The sequence below is a fragment of the Ferruginibacter sp. SUN106 genome, from assembly GCF_050611765.1.
GTDB lineage: Bacteria > Bacteroidota > Bacteroidia > Chitinophagales > Chitinophagaceae > Ferruginibacter.
The window spans coordinates 730,956-749,032 of the sequence record NZ_JBODJC010000003.1; the positions used below are offsets into that span (position 1 = coordinate 730,956).

The 18,077-nt window shown below is 38.0% G+C and carries 14 protein-coding genes; 9 read left to right on the top strand and 5 right to left on the bottom strand.

Features of this window, described 5'->3' with window-relative positions; all coding sequences use genetic code 11:
- Nucleotides 1–88 precede the first annotated feature (88 nt).
- Nucleotides 89–3,073: a protein translocase subunit SecDF gene (gene secDF / locus ACQ334_RS14640; protein WP_430988983.1), complete on the top strand. Its 2,985-nt coding sequence runs from the start codon at nt 89–91 to the stop codon at nt 3,071–3,073.
- A 100-nt stretch (nt 3,074–3,173) separates the two neighbouring features.
- Nucleotides 3,174–3,788, top strand: a complete 615-nt coding sequence (locus tag ACQ334_RS14645; RefSeq protein ID WP_430988984.1) for a zinc-ribbon domain-containing protein — start codon at nt 3,174–3,176, stop codon at nt 3,786–3,788.
- 5 nt (nt 3,789–3,793) lie between these two features.
- Here ACQ334_RS14645 and ACQ334_RS14650 read toward each other — a convergent pair whose 3' ends face one another.
- Nucleotides 3,794–4,138, bottom strand: coding sequence for a HesB/IscA family protein (locus tag ACQ334_RS14650; RefSeq protein ID WP_430988985.1), 345 nt, complete (start codon nt 4,136–4,138; stop codon nt 3,794–3,796).
- A 347-nt stretch (nt 4,139–4,485) separates the two neighbouring features.
- Here ACQ334_RS14650 and ACQ334_RS14655 point away from each other — a divergent pair, with 347 nt between their 5' ends.
- The 5 genes from ACQ334_RS14655 to ACQ334_RS14675 all read left to right on the top strand — a co-directional run bounded on the left by ACQ334_RS14655 (nt 4,486) and on the right by ACQ334_RS14675 (nt 11,022).
- Nucleotides 4,486–5,004 (top strand): hypothetical protein, encoded by a 519-nt coding sequence (locus ACQ334_RS14655; protein ID WP_430988986.1) that lies wholly within the window; start codon nt 4,486–4,488, stop codon nt 5,002–5,004.
- Nucleotides 5,005–5,116: 112 nt separating this feature from the next.
- A complete protein-coding gene (locus ACQ334_RS14660) occupies nt 5,117–6,679 on the top strand; it encodes an acyl-CoA mutase large subunit family protein (protein WP_430988987.1) in 1,563 nt (520 codons plus the stop codon).
- 50 nt (nt 6,680–6,729) lie between these two features.
- Complete coding sequence (locus ACQ334_RS14665) at nt 6,730–8,031, top strand: amidohydrolase (RefSeq protein ID WP_430988988.1); 1,302 nt, start codon at nt 6,730–6,732, stop codon at nt 8,029–8,031.
- A 34-nt stretch (nt 8,032–8,065) separates the two neighbouring features.
- Complete coding sequence (locus ACQ334_RS14670) at nt 8,066–9,979, top strand: S9 family peptidase (RefSeq protein WP_430988989.1); 1,914 nt, start codon at nt 8,066–8,068, stop codon at nt 9,977–9,979.
- 182 nt (nt 9,980–10,161) lie between these two features.
- A complete protein-coding gene (locus tag ACQ334_RS14675; protein ID WP_430988990.1) occupies nt 10,162–11,022 on the top strand; it encodes a carboxypeptidase-like regulatory domain-containing protein in 861 nt (286 codons plus the stop codon).
- 9 nt (nt 11,023–11,031) lie between these two features.
- Here the strand turns inward: ACQ334_RS14675 and ACQ334_RS14680 are convergent, their stop codons facing one another.
- The 4 genes from ACQ334_RS14680 to ACQ334_RS14695 all read right to left on the bottom strand — a co-directional run bounded on the left by ACQ334_RS14680 (nt 11,032) and on the right by ACQ334_RS14695 (nt 14,698).
- A complete protein-coding gene (locus ACQ334_RS14680) occupies nt 11,032–12,330 on the bottom strand; it encodes a radical SAM protein (protein WP_430988991.1) in 1,299 nt (432 codons plus the stop codon).
- A 59-nt stretch (nt 12,331–12,389) separates the two neighbouring features.
- Entirely contained in the window at nt 12,390–12,998 is a 609-nt protein-coding gene (locus tag ACQ334_RS14685; protein WP_430988992.1) for a hypothetical protein, read from the bottom strand.
- 61 nt (nt 12,999–13,059) lie between these two features.
- Nucleotides 13,060–13,626 (bottom strand): hypothetical protein, encoded by a 567-nt coding sequence (locus tag ACQ334_RS14690; RefSeq protein WP_430988993.1) that lies wholly within the window; start codon nt 13,624–13,626, stop codon nt 13,060–13,062.
- 28 nt (nt 13,627–13,654) lie between these two features.
- The gene (locus ACQ334_RS14695) at nt 13,655–14,698 is read right to left on the bottom strand and encodes an agmatinase family protein (protein WP_430988994.1); all 1,044 of its coding nucleotides are present in this window, start codon (nt 14,696–14,698) and stop codon (nt 13,655–13,657) included.
- A gap of 240 nt (nt 14,699–14,938) precedes the next feature.
- Between ACQ334_RS14695 and ACQ334_RS14700 the strand changes: the two genes are divergently transcribed.
- Nucleotides 14,939–15,424 (top strand): cytochrome c maturation protein CcmE, encoded by a 486-nt coding sequence (locus ACQ334_RS14700; protein ID WP_430988995.1) that lies wholly within the window; start codon nt 14,939–14,941, stop codon nt 15,422–15,424.
- A 26-nt stretch (nt 15,425–15,450) separates the two neighbouring features.
- The gene (ccsA, locus tag ACQ334_RS14705; protein ID WP_430988996.1) at nt 15,451–17,967 is read left to right on the top strand and encodes a cytochrome c biogenesis protein CcsA; all 2,517 of its coding nucleotides are present in this window, start codon (nt 15,451–15,453) and stop codon (nt 17,965–17,967) included.
- Nucleotides 17,968–18,077 lie beyond the last annotated feature (110 nt).

Consider the following 18,077-nt stretch of genomic DNA (forward strand, 5'->3'; position numbering starts at 1 on the left):
ATTAACCAGCAGTAATTGTCAATCGGTTTTTCCCCTATCTTTGCACACTTCTAAAAATTGAAGAAATAGCTATTAAAAGTTTATCATTATGAAATTGAAAGGGCTGGTTTGGTTTTTTACCATTGCGTTGATTTTAATATCACTTTGGGAACTGTCGTACACATGGGTGGTACGTAACTATGAAAGTGGCGTTACAGAACAGGCTACTAAAATTGTAAAACGAACTTCGCCTGACCTTAAGGGCGACGAGCAGATTAAGGCAGCTGTAAAACATGTAAAAGACAGTATTTTAGAGTTTACCAAGGATAAAGAAATATTTCCGCTGATTGGTACAACCTATCAAAAGTGTAAAGAAAACGAATTGAACCTTGGCCTGGATCTTCAGGGTGGTTTAAGCGTAACGATGGATGTAAGCCTTGATGATTTAATAAAATCATTAAGCAATAATGCTAAAGACCTTACATTACTGAAAGCTATTCAAACAGCTAATGATCAAAAAGCAAATAGCGATGCAGATTTCATTACTTTATTTAAAAATGCTTTTGTTGCACAAAACGGTGGCGGTAAATTATCTTCTTTATTTGCAGGCCAGGGAAAAGAGGTAAAGATCTCTGATAATGACGACCAGGTGATCAGCAAATTATCTACCAGCGCCAAAGGTGCCATTAAAGAAACCTACAAAATATTATTAAAGCGTATTGATAAATTTGGTGTTGCACAACCTAATATCAGCCTTGATGAAAACAGGGGTGTAATTACTGTAGAACTTGCAGGTGTTGATAACCCGGATAGGGTTAAAAAACTTTTATCAGCATCAGCACATTTACAATTTTGGGAAGTATACCGTATAGATGAATTATACACTCCATTGGTAACTGCCGATCAGGCATTGCAGAATTATTTAAATGGTATTACTCCCGGTGACAGCACCAGTAAGGCAGACACAACCCTGGCTAAGAAAAATGCCAACCCTTTATTTAAAATATTCCAGATCATTCCTCCGCAAAAAGATAATAAGACCGGCGCAGAATCATTATCACCATCAATAGCAAATATTGACAAAAAAGATACCGGCCTTTTTTACAGGTATATCAATAGTGAGGTTGTAAAAAATGTGCTGCCGGCTAATTGCAAATTTTTATTGGGTGTAGAGGCAAAATCAGATAAAGGTGATGTTAGGTATTATCCTGTTTATGCAGTAAAAATGCTTCCCGGAAGCGACTTAGCTCCTATTGAAGGGGAATCAGTGGAAACTGCCAATTTTGATTACGATCAGAATGGCAAGCCTGGTGTTAATTTAAAAATGACCTCTTATGGTAAAGGCCTTTGGGCTAGTTTAACTAAAAAGAATGTTGGAAAGCCAATTGCAATTGCATTAGATGATATTGTTTATTCAGCGCCTAATGTAATTAACGCAATTGAAGATGGTGTTTCTATCATCTCAGGAAGTTTTACTCCTGATGATGCTACCGATCTTGCCACCACTTTAAAATCGGGTAAGGTTAGTGCGCCTGCTAAAATTGTTGCCAGTACAGAAGTTGGACCTACTTTGGGTGAAGCCTCAATTAAAGGCGGTATGCTGTCTTTCGCAATTGCGTTCCTGGTAATATTTATATTGATGCTGGTGTATTATAACACTGCAGGCTGGGTAGCTAACATTGCTTTAATATTAAACCTGTTATTTACCATTGGTTGCCTTACTGCTTTTGGTGCTACATTAACTGCAGCAGGTATTGCCGGTTTGGTACTTACCATTGGTATGGCGGTGGATACTAACGTAATTATTTTTGAGAGAATAAAAGAAGAACTTACCAAGGGTAAATCTTACCAGCAGGCCGTTATTGATGGTTATAAACGATCATTGGCCCCGGTACTGGATGCTCACGTAACCACTTTTTTAACTGCTGCTATTTTATTCTATTTTGGTTTAGGGCCTGTATTAGGTTTTGCTACAACACAAATGTTAGGTATCGTTCTTTCATTATTTTGTGGCATTTTGGTATCAAGGCTTGTTACTGAAGTATGGATGAACAAACAACGCCACTTTAACTATTTCACCGGTTTATCTAAACGTATATTTAAACATGCCAGCTTTAAATTTATCGAATACAGAAAAGTGGCTTACGGTATTTCAATTGTGATCTTGTTATTAGGTGTTGGTGCTTTTTTCAATGGTTTTCACGAAGGTGTGGAATTTAAAGGTGGTCGTAGCTATACCGTACAATTTCAACAGGACGTTAAAAATGACCAGATACAGGACGATCTTAAAGCGGCATTTGATGGCGACTTCCCTGTAATTAAAAAAGTGGGAGACAATCGTCATTTGAACATCACTACATCTTATTTATTAGGAAAAGAAAATACTGACAGCACCGTAAGGGCAAGGTTATACCAAGGCCTTAAAAAAGTATTGCCGGCTGATGTAACTTATGACCAGTTTATCAACCCGGATCCTGTAAAAGCTTCTATTCAAAGTTCAACCACCATTCAACCCAGTATATCGGATGATTTAAAGAGAGGCGCTGTTAAAGCAACTATTTTCGCCATCATTATCATCTTCATTTATATCTTCTTCCGTTTCCGCGACTGGAGGTATTCAATGGGTACTATTGTAGCATTGCTCCATGATGTGTTGGTTACTTTGGCCGTATTCTCTTTCTTTAAAAACATAGTACCATTCCCATTAGAAATTGACCAGCATTTTATTGCAGCTGTATTAACAGTAATTGGTTTTAGTATGAATGATACGGTGATTGTATTTGACCGTATCAGGGAATACAGCAAAGGAAGTAAAGCTGATCAGAAAGGTTCAATTATTAACCGTGCTATCAACGATACTTTAAGCCGTACCATCATGACATCATTAACTGTATTCTTAACCCTGTTGATCCTGTTCATCTTTGGTGGTGAGGTAACAAGAGGTTTTGCATTTGCTATGTTGATTGGTGTTATAACCGGTACCTATTCTTCTATCTTTGTTGCGGCACCAATATTGGTTGACTTTGCAAAAGACAAACCGTTAGGTGAAGCTGAAATTATCAGCAGCGATAAACCTGCAGTAAAAAAACCATAACCGATCTTATATTTAATACAAACCTGTTATCCAAAAAGATAACGGGTTTTTTTATTTATATAGGTAATATCGTTATTTTACAAACTTATAAAAACTGCTTATGATCATTTACGGAAATAAAGCTACCAAAACCGGGCACCAGAGTTTATTCAATTCAAAATGCAGCCATTGCGGTACCAAAGGCTCATTGGAGATGTACACTTTCAGCCGTTACTTCCATATTTTCTGGATACCAGTTTTTCCTTACCGAAAAGAAGCCGTAACACAATGCAATCATTGTAAACAAGTGTTGAAGAAAAAAGAATTTTCTGCAGACTTATTAAGTGATTACGAGGAGATGAAAGTAAATACCAAAACACCTTACTGGCAGTTTATAGGTTTGCTGTTGTTTATTTTTTTAATAATTGCAGTGGTGAATTCGATAAGAGAAGATAATAAAAGAGATATTGCTTACCTGACGACACCTAAAACAGGAGACATTTATGAAATTTATACGGTTGGCGAAGGCTATACTTTGTACAAAGTGAGTGATGTAAAAACCGATTCTGTTTATGTGATCTTTAATAAATACCAATCGAATAAAAAAAGCGGATTAAACCAATCTAAAATGACTGAAGCCGGTAGTTTTATTGAAGAAGAATACCTGCCGATAGCAAAAAAAGATTTACTTAAAATGAAAGATAAGGGTGAGATAGAAGGCGTAAGGAGAAGATAATATTCTTACACCGCAAAGCTTGTTCCGCAGCCACAGGTCTTACTGGCGTTAGGATTATTGAAAGTAAATCCCCTGGAATTTAAACCTCCCTGCCAATCTACTTCCATACCCATTAAATAAATGCCATGCGACTTTTCCATGATGCAGGAAATACCTTCCACTTCAAAGTTTTCATCCTTTTCCGTTTTAGTATCAAACCCTAATACATAGGTCATACCACTACATCCCCCACCCTTTACACCAATACGCAATTGTTGTGTGGCATCAAACCCTTCAGCATTCATCAAACGCTTAATTTCTTCCACTGCAGTTTTTGTAAGGGTTACAGGTGCCGTTATTGTAGTTTCCATTATTACACTTATTTGCACAAAGGTATAAACAATTTAAAAAAGGGCAACGCCGGTGTTTTTCGAAAACAGGAAATTTTACAGGGTGGGTCACTCCTTAAGAGTGGCTCACCCCGTAAAATTTCAAACAGAATGCGTTACTTTATTAAAGAGGCTCCGTCTATGTTTTGCATTAGGGTGGGTCACTCCTTAAGAGTGACCCACCCTGTAAAATTTCAGTTGAAGTGTACACTCTTATTGAAGAGACCTTGTATATGATTTGTATCGGGTGATCCACTCTTGAAGGGGTAACCTACCCAATACAAAACCAAAGTTCTTTTTACCTTATTTTTGTTATCTAAAACAGCTTTATGTATTTTTTGGAAGTTACTGCAACGGGTATACAAATTGCAGGCACATTTATGTTCTTTATTGCAATAGCATGGTTACTTGCTGAGTTTAATGGAATGAAGGAGTTATTAAAAGAGCGCCTGGGCTTAAATAATGAAACCATAAAATTACAATTGCAGGCTTATGAAAGATTGACGTTATATGCTGAAAGATCAGGTTTAAAAAACCTGGTCTCCCGTTTACATGCTGAAGATACCAGCGCCAGGCAAATGCAACTGGAATTGCTGCAAACTTTAAACAGCGAATACGAATACAATATCAGTCAGCAGATTTATGTAACACCCGAATTATGGAAAGCGATTACCAAGTTGCGTGACCAGAATATTTTTATCATTAACCAGGTGGCAGCAACCCTACCTGCTAATGCTTCTGCAATGGAGTTGAGTAAATTATTATTAGAATATTCCATGACCCCCAACGCAGAGATCAATAAAATTGTTTTAGAGGCACTACAATACGAAGCGAAAAAAATTTTATGATGTTATTCCGGTGCCAAGACGGCTCCGGGCCGTCAGACACCTTGAGTAATGCAGCAACGATAAAATAACGGGCCTGACGGTTGTAACCGTTCTATCCCTATAAAATATATTTATGACTGATGAAAAGAAAATAATTACAGATTCAGGCATTGAAATAAAACAGGTTTATTCAGCCGGGGATCTTACGATAGCCGCTAATGAATTGCCGGGAGCATTTCCATACACACGTGGCGTACAGCCGGATATGTACAGAGGCAAATTGTGGACGATGCGCCAGTATGCCGGATTTTCTACCGCAGAAGAAAGTAATAAACGTTATCATTATTTATTATCACAGGGTGTTAGTGGATTAAGTGTGGCTTTTGATCTGCCCACACAAATTGGTTACGACAGCGATCATCCATTAGCCGATGGAGAAGTAGGAAAAGTGGGTGTTGCCATTGATAGTTTAGAAGATATGGAAATACTTTTCCAGGGAATAAATTTAGAAGAAGTATCGAGTTCAATGACGATCAATGCAAGTGGTTTTATTTTACTGGCATTATATGTTGCACTGGCAAAAAAAACAGGCCGTGATCTTAAAAAAATTACCGGCACTATACAAAACGATATTTTAAAAGAATACGCAGCAAGAGGAACTTATATTTATCCGCCCAAAGCATCCATGCGTATTATTACCGATATTTTTGAATGGTGTGCTAAAGAAGTTCCCAAATGGAATACCATTTCTATTTCAGGTTATCATATCAGGGAAGCAGGCAGCACGGCAGTACAGGAAATTGCATTTACACTAAGTAATGGAAAAGCTTATGTAAAAGCCGCATTGGAAAAAGGTTTAGACATTAATGTTTTTGGCAAACGACTCTCCTTCTTCTTTAACGCCCATAATAATTTGTTTGAAGAAGTGGCCAAGTTCAGGGCTGCAAGAAGAATGTGGGCTACCATTATGAAAGACCTTGGTGCAACAGATCCAAAAGCCATGATGCTGCGCTTTCATACACAAACCGGCGGCAGTACATTAACCGCACAACAACCACAGAATAATATCAGCCGCGTAACCATACAAACCATTGCAGCGGTTTTGGGTGGTACACAATCTTTACATACTAACGGTTACGATGAGGCTTTAAGCTTGCCTACAGAGGAAGCTGCAAGAATTGCTTTACGTACACAACAGGTAGTAGCTTTTGAAAGCGGGGTGCCTGACACGGTTGATCCGCTTGCAGGAAGTTATTTTGTAGAATCATTGACCAATGAAGTAGAAGCAGCTGCTTTGCAATTAATAGAAAAAATAGATGCTATGGGTGGCAGTGTTGCTGCTATTGAAGAAGGTTTTATGCAAAATGAAATTGCAAAAAGTGCTTATGAATACCAGCGAAATATTGAAAGTGGCGAAAAAATAATTGTGGGTGTTAACAAGTTCCAGGTAGATGAAAAAAACACCACCCCGGTTTTCAGGATTGATGAAAGCATACAAAAATTACAAACCGATAAACTAAAAGCCTTAAGAGCAAAAAGAGACAATATAAAAGCTGCTGCCAGTTTAAAAACAATACATGAAAAAGCGTTAAGCGGAGAAAACCTGATGCCTGCAGTAGTAGAAGCTGTTGAAAACTATTGTACATTGGGAGAGATTGCTGATGAATTGAGAAAAGTATTTGGAGAATATAAATAACAAGGAAGTCAAGTTTTAGAAACTTGACTTCCTTACAAAAACTATTGGTAATGATCAAACTAAAACTACCTGCTTCACTCCTGCTGTTATTTTGTTGCGTAACAATTACTGCACAGGACATTTCAAAAACTATTGATGCAAAAGCAGTAGCTATTCAAACTAAATTAGTAGAATGGCGCAGGCACTTTCACGAACACCCCGAATTGGGTAACCGTGAATTTAAAACTGCCGCATACATTGTTGAACAATTAAAAGACCTTGGCCTTGAAATACAAACCGGTGTTGGAAAAACCGGTGTAATAGCAATTTTAAAAGGTGGAAAGCCAGGGCCCTGCATTGCATTAAGAGCAGACATTGATGCCTTACCAGTAAAAGAAAAAGTAAATATTCCCTTTGCATCAAAAGACAGTACAGACTATAACGGGCAAAGAGTGCCGGTTATGCATGCCTGTGGCCACGATGCACATACGGCCATGCTTATAGGCACAGCACGTGTGTTATCCACCATGAAAAAAGATATTGCGGGCACTATAAAATTTATTTTTCAACCTGCAGAAGAAGGACCACCTACTGGTGAAGAAGGAGGTGCTGCGCTGATGGTAAAAGAAGGAGCAATGGATAATCCTAAAGTGGATGTAATATTTGGCATGCATATCGAATCATGGATTCCTGCAGGAGATATTCAATACAAGTCAGGTTCATTCATGGCTTCTGCCGACAAGTTTACAGTGAAAGTGAAAGGCAAATCATCGCATGGTTCGCAGCCATGGCTGGGGGTTGATCCCATTGCAGTATCGGCAAATATCATCGAAGCATTTCAGCAAATAGTAAGCCGCCAAATGGACCTTACCAAAGCGCCTGTGGTAATAACGGTTGCAAAGTTCAACAGTGGTGTACGCTTTAATATTATTCCTGATGAAGCAATGATGGAAGGAACATTAAGAACATTAGACAGCAAGATGCGGACAGATGTACAGGAACGAATGAAATTTACTGCCGCTAAAATTGCCGAAGCTTCCAATGCAACAGTAGAAGTGAATTTTTATGAAAAAACATTGGTTACTTATAACACACCTTCTTTGGTAGAAAAAATGGTGTCTTCATTACAAACTGCGGCAGGAAAAGAAAATGTGCGTGCAATGGACTGGGTTACCGGCGCAGAAGATTTTAGTTATTTCGGAACCAAAGCACCTGCTTTCTTTTTTTATTTTGGAGGAATGCCAAGAGCTAATGATGCAAAGAATGCTCCGCCGCATCACACCAGTGAATTTTTGATTGACGACAGCCAGTTGTATGTTGGGGTAAAAACATTTTGCCAACTCGTATTTGATTATCCCAAGACAATGAAATAATGAATATTTGATAATGAATAATTAATATTTTTTTATGAGAAAATTACTTTTACTGATTGTTAGCTTTTACTGTTGCAGCGCAATGGCACAAAACAAAATGACTCCGGAATTACTTTGGAAATTAGGCAGGGTTTCGGGCCTGGGCATTTCTAAAGATGGGAAATATATTTTGTATGCTGTATCCACACCTAATGCAGATGAAAATAAAAGTTCAAGAAAAACTTACATGATACCCGTTGCCGGTGGTGATGCTATTATTGTAACTAATGCAGATAGTTTATTGAACAATGAAAAAATTTCTGCAGATGGCAAATACATGATCAGTGATGCAGAACAAAAAGTAAAACCAATTACCGGTGCTGATAATTATCCTGAATTAAAGAAATCCAATGTATACATTTTTGATAATTTAGATTATCGTCATTGGGATACTTATGAAGATGGAAAATTCAGTCATGTAATGGTAGCGCCAATGGTAAACGGCAAAGCAGGCGAAGCAAAAGACCTGATGCCCGGAGAACCTTATGATTGTCCGCAAAAACCTTTTGGCGGTGATGAAGATTATGTATGGAACCCCAATGGAAAAGAAATAGTGTATTGTACCAAGAAAGAATATGGTACTGCTTATGCTATCAGCAACAACACCGATCTGTATGCTTATAATATTGAAACCGGCAAAACAAAAAATCTTACTGAAGGAATGCCCGGGTATGACATTAATCCTTCTTTCAACCAGAAAGGAGAACTGGCATGGTTAAGTATGAAACGTGCCGGATATGAAGCGGATAAACAGGATATCATTGTATCTAATGGCATTACTAAAATGAATGTAACTGCACAAAGAGATGACATTCATGTGGAAGGTTATAAATGGAGTGCTGATGGCAGAAAATTATTTTTCTGGGCTCCTATAGACGGGACGCTGCAATTGTTTGAAGTAAGTTATCCGGGCCTCACTAAAATGATGCCCATCATTCGCCAGATCACCAAAGGAGACTTTGATGTTACTGGTATTGTTGGACAAACAGCTAACACATTAATTGTTTCAAGAACAGATATGAACCATGCCGCTGAATTATTTTCCGTTGATATCAACAGCGGAGCGATGAAACAACTGACGCATGTTAATGATGCTACTTATGCAACATTAAGCATGGGTAAAACAGAAAGGCGCATGATAAAAACCACCGATGGAAAAGATATGCTGGTATGGGTGATCTATCCCCCGGATTTTGATCCTGCTGAAAAATATCCTACGCTGTTATATTGCCAGGGCGGTCCGCAATCGGCACTCACACAATTCTATTCATTTCGTTGGAATTTTCAATTGATGGCAGCAAACGGCTATATTGTTGTAGCACCTAACCGTCGTGGTATGCCGGGCCATGGCACCAAATGGAACGAACAGATCAGTAAAGATTGGGGTGGGCAAGTGATGAATGATTACCTGAGTGCTATTGATGGTGTGAGTAAAGAAAAATACGTTGACAAAAATCGTTTGGGTTGCGTTGGTGCAAGTTATGGTGGCTATTCTGTATTTTATTTAGCCGGCATTCACAATAAACGTTTTAAAAGTTTCATTGCACATGATGGTGTTTTTGATTTCCGGAGCATGTATGGTACTACAGATGAAATGTGGTTTGAGAACTGGGATAAGGGTGGTCCTTATTGGGATAAAAATAATGCAGCAGCACAAAAAAGTTATACTAAATTCAACCCCAGTGATTTGGTTGCTACATGGAATACGCCTATCTTAATTTACCAGGGGGGAAAAGATTATCGTGTACCAATTGAACAGGGGCAACAGGCGTTCCAGGCGGCACAATTAAGAGGCATAAAAAGTAAATTTATCTTATTGCCCGATCAAAACCACTGGGTACTAACAGCACAGGATGCACTGGTTTGGCAGCATGAATTTTACAAATGGCTGGCAGAAACGCTGAAGTAATATAATTAATAATACAGCAACAGGTTGTATTAAATTTTAATCAGTTTTTAATACGGGGCAATAGTTGCCCCGTATTTTTTATAAAACAAAAACTGAATAATACCACTCATCCTAAAAATTTTTTAGCAGAACTGATTTAGAATATTTTCGTTGAAAGGAAAATCACTAAAACTGTTATGCATTTGGCTACATCTGTCCTATCAAACTATATTAATGAAATAGTAATCTCAATAGCCCTGGTTTTTATTATTTCATCCAGCCAGGCTCAAACTTCAATAAAAGGAAAAGTCCTCTACGAAAAAGATGGTAAACCTGCACCATTTGCATCGGTGAAACTAATCAACCGATCCAATGGTACCGTATCAGATACCGCAGGTAATTTTTCTTTACCGGTACGTAACTATAAACAAACGGATACAATATTGATTACTTCAGTAGGGTACGAAAATTTAAAATTACCGGTGCAACAAGCTATACGGTTACACGAATTTAAATTGCAGGAATCCCAAAAAGTAATGGAGTCAGTAGTAATACGCTCTTTTAGTAAAGAAGAAGTTGCAGGTGCTAAAAACGAAACTGTTGGCTATTACAGAAGCTGGAATACAGATAATACGGGCGGAGAAATCGGGCGTACTTTTTTACCCAATCATAAAGAATACCAGGTTGCGAAAGTAAGGTTTAAAGTGTACAATACTTACGACACCTGCCTGATACGAATTCACATAAGAGAAGTTAATAATTTTGGCGAGCCGGGGAAAGAGCTGCTCCAGGATTCTGTTGCACAGGTACTCAGCAGATCTTCATTAGCAGATAAAGCTTATGAATTTGATCTGAACAAATACAATGTAGTACTTAATAAGAAGAATATTTTTGTAAGCTTTGAAGTACTTAAAGGAGGACAAACAGATAATACTTCCAGGTCCTTATCCTTTATAGGCTCCGAAGAAGGAAGTTATTTATATAAATCCGGCGAAAAGGATTCCTGGCATTCTTCTGATGCTTATACCATTTACATGAAGCTGTTATTGAAGTATGATGATTAATATAAATTATCAATGTGCAAAATCCGCTTCAAAATTTCCTTTTATCCTTTCCATCGATGGATTAAAATAACCGAATTTTAAATCAGGGAATTCTTCTCTTATTAATTCCATCATTTGTTTTACGCCCATGCACTCCCCTGTTTCCGTTACACCAATTTTTCCTAAATACCAATCAGGGTCAATATTGAAGTTGCGCCATTGTATCATGCACAGGCCGGTTTCTTTGATAAGTTTGCGTAACGCTTCGTATTCTTCAATGCTATCCGTCATGCCGGGGAAAACGAAATAATTTATACTCGTCCAGGCGCCATAACTGCGGGCCACTTTCAAACTCTCTATCAGATCTTCAAAAACATAATTATTAGGGCGGTAATAAGGCGTGTAAATTTTTTCACGTGCAGAGTTGGTGCTGACACGAATGCTGTTCAATCCTGCTTCGCATAAAGCTTTAATGGCATCGGGCTTGCTGCCATTGGTATTGATATTGATGCTGCCTTTTTGTGTATGTTTTCTGATTTCAATAATTGATTCCCTTATTGTTTCCCACATCAGTAAAGGCTCTCCTTCGCAGCCCTGGCCAAAACTCACTAAAGGAAATGGCGCTGTTTCTAAATGTGGTACCGTAAACTCGGTAATTTCTTCTGCCGTAGGTTTAAAAGTTAAGCGGTCCTGTGTGCTTACAATAGTTTCGTCCTGTGGTTGAAAGCTGATGCAGCCAATGCAGTTGGCATTGCATGCAGGAGAAGTGGGTACCGGGCATTCCCATCTGCCTAAAGAAAAATTTCTTGCTGCCGGGCAGGTATATGTCATACAACAATTCTCCATCAGATGTTTTACCAGCCTGTTATGCGGATAAGCTTCTAATAAATTCGCAGCACCATCCTGTATCAGTTCATCATCATACCCTTCACATTCCTGGCGGATATCCTTTTCAATTCTAACTGCAGGCACGTAAAATTTATCATTGTGCCAACCGGCAGCAGTATAACAAAATAAAGGAAGTGTAGGTGCATCTTGTGCGGTTTCGTAAGCCGCCATGTATAAGCCTGTATGTGCAGGAGGAATAAATGCCGCAACAGCCCAGCCTTTTTCGCACAGGCGCATCTCCCCTGTTTCCACATCAATACCAATACCTTTACGGCCGGGTAATTCATACAAGTTGCCACCGGTGGGTAATTCAATCCAGTCTTCAGGATCAACGGGCACTGCATCCCAGCCGCTGCGGCCGGTTACATATAGAGATGTATCTTCAAAAATATTGCCTTCACCATCGGAGTAAAGAATAAAAGGACTAGTATTTAAAATCATAGTTATCGTTGTTCGATGGTTGTTGGTCGTTATGGCAACATTCGATCAACGAACAACCATCAACGGGCAACCATGTGTTTTTTGCAAAATTCGTCAATTTGGCCCAACTCATCAATTTTTAAATTTTCACGCAGGTTAAACTCTATTTTCTGGTTGCGGAGTGTTTCTATAAGAATACTGTGGTATTTTGGAATGATGGTTTTGATCTCATTCCAGCTGATCTCTGCATCTTTTATAAAATTAGGTACCGTAATGCCTGTCTGGCTGATATCAACTGCTTCTGAACGCATTACCCTCCACTCCCGGTAAAAAAGAAATAAATAGCCGGCGGTTGCAACAGCATGTATTATGCCATACCAATAATGCCCATCACCAAACAAAGTTACCGTGATACCAAAAAGCGTAAGCACTTCGCACAACCTGAAGATGAGATTTAGTTTTGGAGTTTCCACCAATAGTGAACCACCAAAAAATACCAAGATGAAAATATCTGCCGCAATTATCATTTGCGTATAACACAATACCGGGCTGGCATGGTGTACCTGCAGCACATGCAGGGCATTAATAAAAATAACTGATGCAGCAATAAAGTGAAGCACACGGGCACTACGTTTTAATAATTCAAAGGCAGGGTGTACTATTTGCAGGGAGTATTGGGTTGTTGGCATAACAGTAAGTTTTTTACTGGGATGCAGGAGTTTTAGAATTCCACAAAAAAAGATTTGTGATTTATGATGTGTGATTTGTGATTTCCAGTTGATGCAAGCAGAATTGATTGAATAAGGTTTCATCAATGCTGTAGCTTTCCAGGGTAATTTCTACTTGTATTAAATGATTATTTTTAAGATCGATAGAGAGTAAATGATCTTTTAAAACTACATTTTCTACCTCGGCCCAGTGGTACTGTTTTTTAAATAATGATTTGGAAACGGTAATATTATCTATGGTAAAAGCAGCCGTACTTTTCTTTTTTACAACCAGGTAACTAAAAGTAATTACTGCTATCACTACAATAGCAGGCAACCATGCTGATTGTAATGGCCAGAAAAAAGCCATTAGTGTAAACATTACCAGTTGGTAACTACGCAGTTTAAATTTATTTTTTAAAAAGTAGAATAACGCTGTTAGCAAAAGGAAGCCTGTAAAAATCCCGATAGCAAAATTCTTTTGTTGCTGGTTATTGGTATTAATGATAATTACTGATGCTGCTATTAAATGGAGAAAGTATAAGAACCAAAAAAAAGAATTGAACGCTTTTTGAGTAGTATCTTTTAAAATGAAAGTAAACTGCTGCATCAATACACCAAATTAACTATTAAAACAATTAACTATTCGCTGTCATCAGCATATTACACAACTTGAATAAACATCTTGCGCCCACATTTTCATCATACTCACTATGGCTTACACCAACTTCTACTAAATCGAAACCAATTAACCGGCGGCCGCTCTGTTTTATTTTTTTAAAGAGATAAAAAACCTGTTCGGTTTCAAAACCACCTTGTACCGGCGTGCCTGTATGCGGACATAGTTTTGGATCTAATCCATCAATATCAAAACTGATGTGCACATTTTGTGGCAGGTGATTAATGATCTCATCCGCAATCGTTTTCCAGTTTTCTCCTTCGTACTGGCGTTCCTTAATATTCTTATCAAAGTAAGTAATTATTCTTTCGCCGCTACTCACCATATAATCAAACTCTTCATCACAAAAATCCCTCACCCCAACCTGCACCAGTTTTTTCAATTGCGGAATTTCTTCCAGTGCATTGTACATTATAGAGGCATGAGAATATTTAAACCCTTCGTAGCCTTTTCTTAAGTCGCAATGGGCATCAATATGCAGAATGCCAAAATCGCCATGCTTTTCGCCAATGGCCTTGTAAAAACCAAATGGCGTGCTATGATCGCCGCCTAAAAGCCCTACCAGTTTTCCCTCATGCAACAATTCTTTGGTTTGCTCGTATACCCAGGTATTTAAAAAATTGCTCCCTTCATTGATTTCTTTAAGGGTTTTGCACATGAATTTATTTTCGGCTACTATTTCGCCCTGGGCAATGTAGTTAATGTATAATTCGGCTTCCTTACGCAGGTAATCACTCTTCATCAATACTTTCTTATCACAAGGCCTTAAATAGTACCCCTGTTTCCAGGCATCTCTGTAATCAGGATCAAACAGGTCTACCTGCAGGCTTGCATTTAATACATGCTCCGGCGCCCTTGCTGTACCTGCAATGTAACTTACTGTAACTTCCCACGGTACAGGTAAAATCACCAGTTTTGCATCTTCCTCAGGAAAAGGTAAACTGAATATATTATTGTTGGGATTGCCAACGGAATTGGGATCAAACTGAGAGAGATCGGTCATTTCTAATTTTTAAAAAGGTTTGCAAAGATAGTAGTAGTATAGGAAAATATTTAAGTTATCTAAAAATTGGGTTGATTTAAATTACATTGATCAAGAGCAGGATTAATCATCAGAATACTGATATAAGTCAGGTAAAGACACTCATTTTGATTGCAGTAACCTTAAAACCTGCTTAAAATCACCCAATAATAACGATAGCAGAACCGTTTTTGTTTTACCTTTGCCAATAAATTTAGAACTATGAAAAAAACACATATTTTCATACTGGTTGGAATTGCAGTTGCCATTGTTGCCCTTATTGTTTTTGGGTTCCCTTCGTCTGATTTTTCTACTTACGATACCATCAGTTCGGCAAAGGCTAAACAAGGCAAATATGTTCATTTGATTGCTAAACTGGATAAATCGCAGCCCATTCAATATGACCCTATTAAAGACCCTAATTATTTAAGTTTTAGCATTGTAGATAGTTTGGGTTCTCAAACAAAAGTAATTTACCATAACAGTAAACCTACCGAACTTGAACAAAGCGAAAGAGTGGTATTACAAGGCAAAATGCAGGGAGACGTATTTGAATGCAAGAGTATTACACTCAAATGTCCAAGTAAATATAAAGATGACAAAAAGCAATTAGAAAAAACGGTAACCAGCAGCGATGCTGAAACCCAGGCATACCCGGCTGTAACGAATAGTGCTTACCCGGCTAAAGATTCCACTGCTACAAAATAACTTTTTAGACTAGAGAAAAAACATTTATGCAATTTGAAGGTGAACACTTATTTCCAGGACAGATAGGACATTTTTTTGTGGTACTTGCTTTTGTGGCTTCAATAATTGCGACTATCGCTTATTTTAAAGCCAGCATTTTAAAAGACATTACTGAAAAACAATCCTGGATACGTTTTGCCAGAATTGCGTTTATCACACAAATAGTTTCTGCTTTTGTTATATTCTCTGTAATTTTTTACATCTGCTCACATCATTATTTCGAATACATGTATGCTTACAAGCATGCGTCTAAAGAATTAGAATCAAAATATTTACTGGCCTGTATCTGGGAAGGCCAGGAAGGTAGTTTTTTATTATGGACGATATGGCACAGCATTATCGGCCTCTTCATTATCATCAAAAGTAAAAAACCGTTGCTGCAAGGCTGGGAAGCACCAGTGATGACTGTAATAAGTTTTGCACAGTTTTTTCTGGGTATGATGATATTAGGTATTTATTTCTTTGGAATAAGGATTGGAAGCAGCCCTTTTACATTAACCCGAAATGAAATTGATGGCCCTGTTTTCGGCATGCCGAATTATCTGACATTTATTAAAGATGGCGTTGGCTTAAATGTATTACTCCGCAATTACTGGATGGTAATTCACCCGCCGGTTTTATTTTTAGGTTTTGCATCTACTATTATTCCTTTTGCATTTGCCTATGCAGGCATACAAACCAAACGCTTTGGCGATTGGGTAAAACCAGCCCTGCCATTTGCATTATTCTGTGCCTGTGTTTTAGGTGTTGGTATTATGATGGGCGGAAAATGGGCGTATGAATCTTTATCATTTGGAGGTTACTGGGCATGGGATCCGGTTGAAAATGCATCTCTTGTTCCCTGGTTAATTTTAATTGCAGGATTGCACACCATGGTTATTTATAAGGCTACCGGGCAATCTTTAAGAGCCAGTTATTTATTTGCCATTCTTTCTTTTGCATTTATTTTATATTCTACCTTTTTAACACGTACAGGTGTATTGGGCGATACTTCAGTGCATGCCTTTACAGATGCAGGTGCCGCTATCAATATTATGCTCATTGTTTTTATGGCAGCATTTACCGTTCCGGGCCTGGTATTATTCTTTAAAAACTATAACAAGATTCCATCTATTGAAAAAGAAGAAAGAACAGACTCCAGGGAATTCTGGATGTTTATTGGTTCTATAATTTTCTTTCTGTCTGCGATATTCATCAGCGCTAAAACATCAGTGCCTGTTTTTAATAAGATCTTCGGTACAAAAATTGCACCTCCGGAAGATGTTGAATTTTCCTACAACAAAGTAATGGTGCTGGTAGCTTTTATCATTGGTATTTTAACCGCTATCTCTCAATATTTTAAATACAAGAACACACCTTCTGCCTATATTTTAAAAAAGATTGCTGTGCCTACATTATTGGCAGCAGTTGTTACTGCAGCTTTGGCCATCTTCTATCCCATTACTTATTACAAACAAGGCGCAGGATTTTTAGGTGCCATTTATATTGCATTGTTTGCCGCCATTTACGCCATATTTGCAAACGCAATTTACATTTGGACAGGATTGAATGGCAAATTAAAAGCAGCCGGTGCTTCTGTAGCGCATTTGGGTTTTGCCATTATGTTATTGGGTATGCTGATTGCTTCGGGCAATAAAAAAACTATAAGTGATAATACCGTTACCGGTATCAATATTCCTTTTGGTAAAGAGAGTAAAGAAAACCCATTGGAAAATCTTACCATGCTAAGGGATGTACCTACAAGAATGCTTGATTACAGCGTAACTTATAGCGGCGACTCTTTAGGTAGTGAGACTGGAAGAATATTTCATAAATTAAAATTTGTAAAAAAAGATTCCAGCGAACAATTTGAATTAACTCCTGATGTATATGTGGGCAAAAATGAACTGAAGAGCAGTAACCCAGGCACCAAACGTTACCTTACCAAAGATATTTACACGTATATCTCCAGCATTAACCCTGATGGCAACAGGAATGATACTGCAAAATTTAAAATTAAAGAACTGGCTGTTGGTGATACGGCTTACTACAACAAAGGGTATATGATCCTGAACAAAGTAGTGAGCAACCCTGATAATGAAAGATTTCATTTTAAAACAACCGATGCCGCTATAATGGCCGATATTACTTTAGTGAATAAAGACGGCATGCACTATAAAGGTTATCCTGCTATACAGATAAATATAAACGGGCAGGATTCTTCAGCAATTAATATTGATGATACCGTTTATGCACAGAATTTATATTTACAATTTGCAGGCATTACCAACGACCGTAAAATAAAATTAGGTATTAAAGAGTCTGACAAGATAATCGACTTTATCACACTTAAAGCCTACCTCTTTCCGTATATCAATTTAGTTTGGCTGGGCCTTGTAATTATGGCCATTGGTTTAGTAATGAGTATGATTAAAAGAGCAAAACTTACACCATTGTATGCAGTGGCAATATTAGCATTTGTTATTGTGGCGCTGTCGTATATGTTTTTTGTGGCAGGGGGATAGGAAGCTGCAAGGGGAAAAGCCGCAAGGGAGAAGCGATTATAGCATGGTGTTTTTTGCTATGGAAAAAATTCATTGAAAAAGCTGCAAGGGAGAAGCATTCTATTATTGCA

Bases quoted from the DNA above. Each gene is read 5' to 3' on its own strand.
- secDF (WP_430988983.1), top strand. From the start codon at position 89: ATGAAATTGAAAGGGCTGGTTTGGTTTTTTACCATTGCGTTGATTTTA.
- ACQ334_RS14645 (WP_430988984.1), top strand. From the start codon at position 3,174: ATGATCATTTACGGAAATAAAGCTACCAAAACCGGGCACCAGAGTTTA.
- ACQ334_RS14650 (WP_430988985.1), bottom strand. From the start codon at position 4,138: ATGGAAACTACAATAACGGCACCTGTAACCCTTACAAAAACTGCAGTG.
- ACQ334_RS14655 (WP_430988986.1), top strand. From the start codon at position 4,486: ATGTATTTTTTGGAAGTTACTGCAACGGGTATACAAATTGCAGGCACA.
- ACQ334_RS14660 (WP_430988987.1), top strand. From the start codon at position 5,117: ATGACTGATGAAAAGAAAATAATTACAGATTCAGGCATTGAAATAAAA.
- ACQ334_RS14665 (WP_430988988.1), top strand. From the start codon at position 6,730: ATGATCAAACTAAAACTACCTGCTTCACTCCTGCTGTTATTTTGTTGC.
- ACQ334_RS14670 (WP_430988989.1), top strand. From the start codon at position 8,066: ATGAGAAAATTACTTTTACTGATTGTTAGCTTTTACTGTTGCAGCGCA.
- ACQ334_RS14680 (WP_430988991.1), bottom strand. From the start codon at position 12,330: ATGATTTTAAATACTAGTCCTTTTATTCTTTACTCCGATGGTGAAGGC.
- ACQ334_RS14685 (WP_430988992.1), bottom strand. From the start codon at position 12,998: ATGCCAACAACCCAATACTCCCTGCAAATAGTACACCCTGCCTTTGAA.
- ACQ334_RS14690 (WP_430988993.1), bottom strand. From the start codon at position 13,626: ATGCAGCAGTTTACTTTCATTTTAAAAGATACTACTCAAAAAGCGTTC.
- ACQ334_RS14695 (WP_430988994.1), bottom strand. From the start codon at position 14,698: ATGACCGATCTCTCTCAGTTTGATCCCAATTCCGTTGGCAATCCCAAC.
- ACQ334_RS14700 (WP_430988995.1), top strand. From the start codon at position 14,939: ATGAAAAAAACACATATTTTCATACTGGTTGGAATTGCAGTTGCCATT.
- ccsA (WP_430988996.1), top strand. From the start codon at position 15,451: ATGCAATTTGAAGGTGAACACTTATTTCCAGGACAGATAGGACATTTT.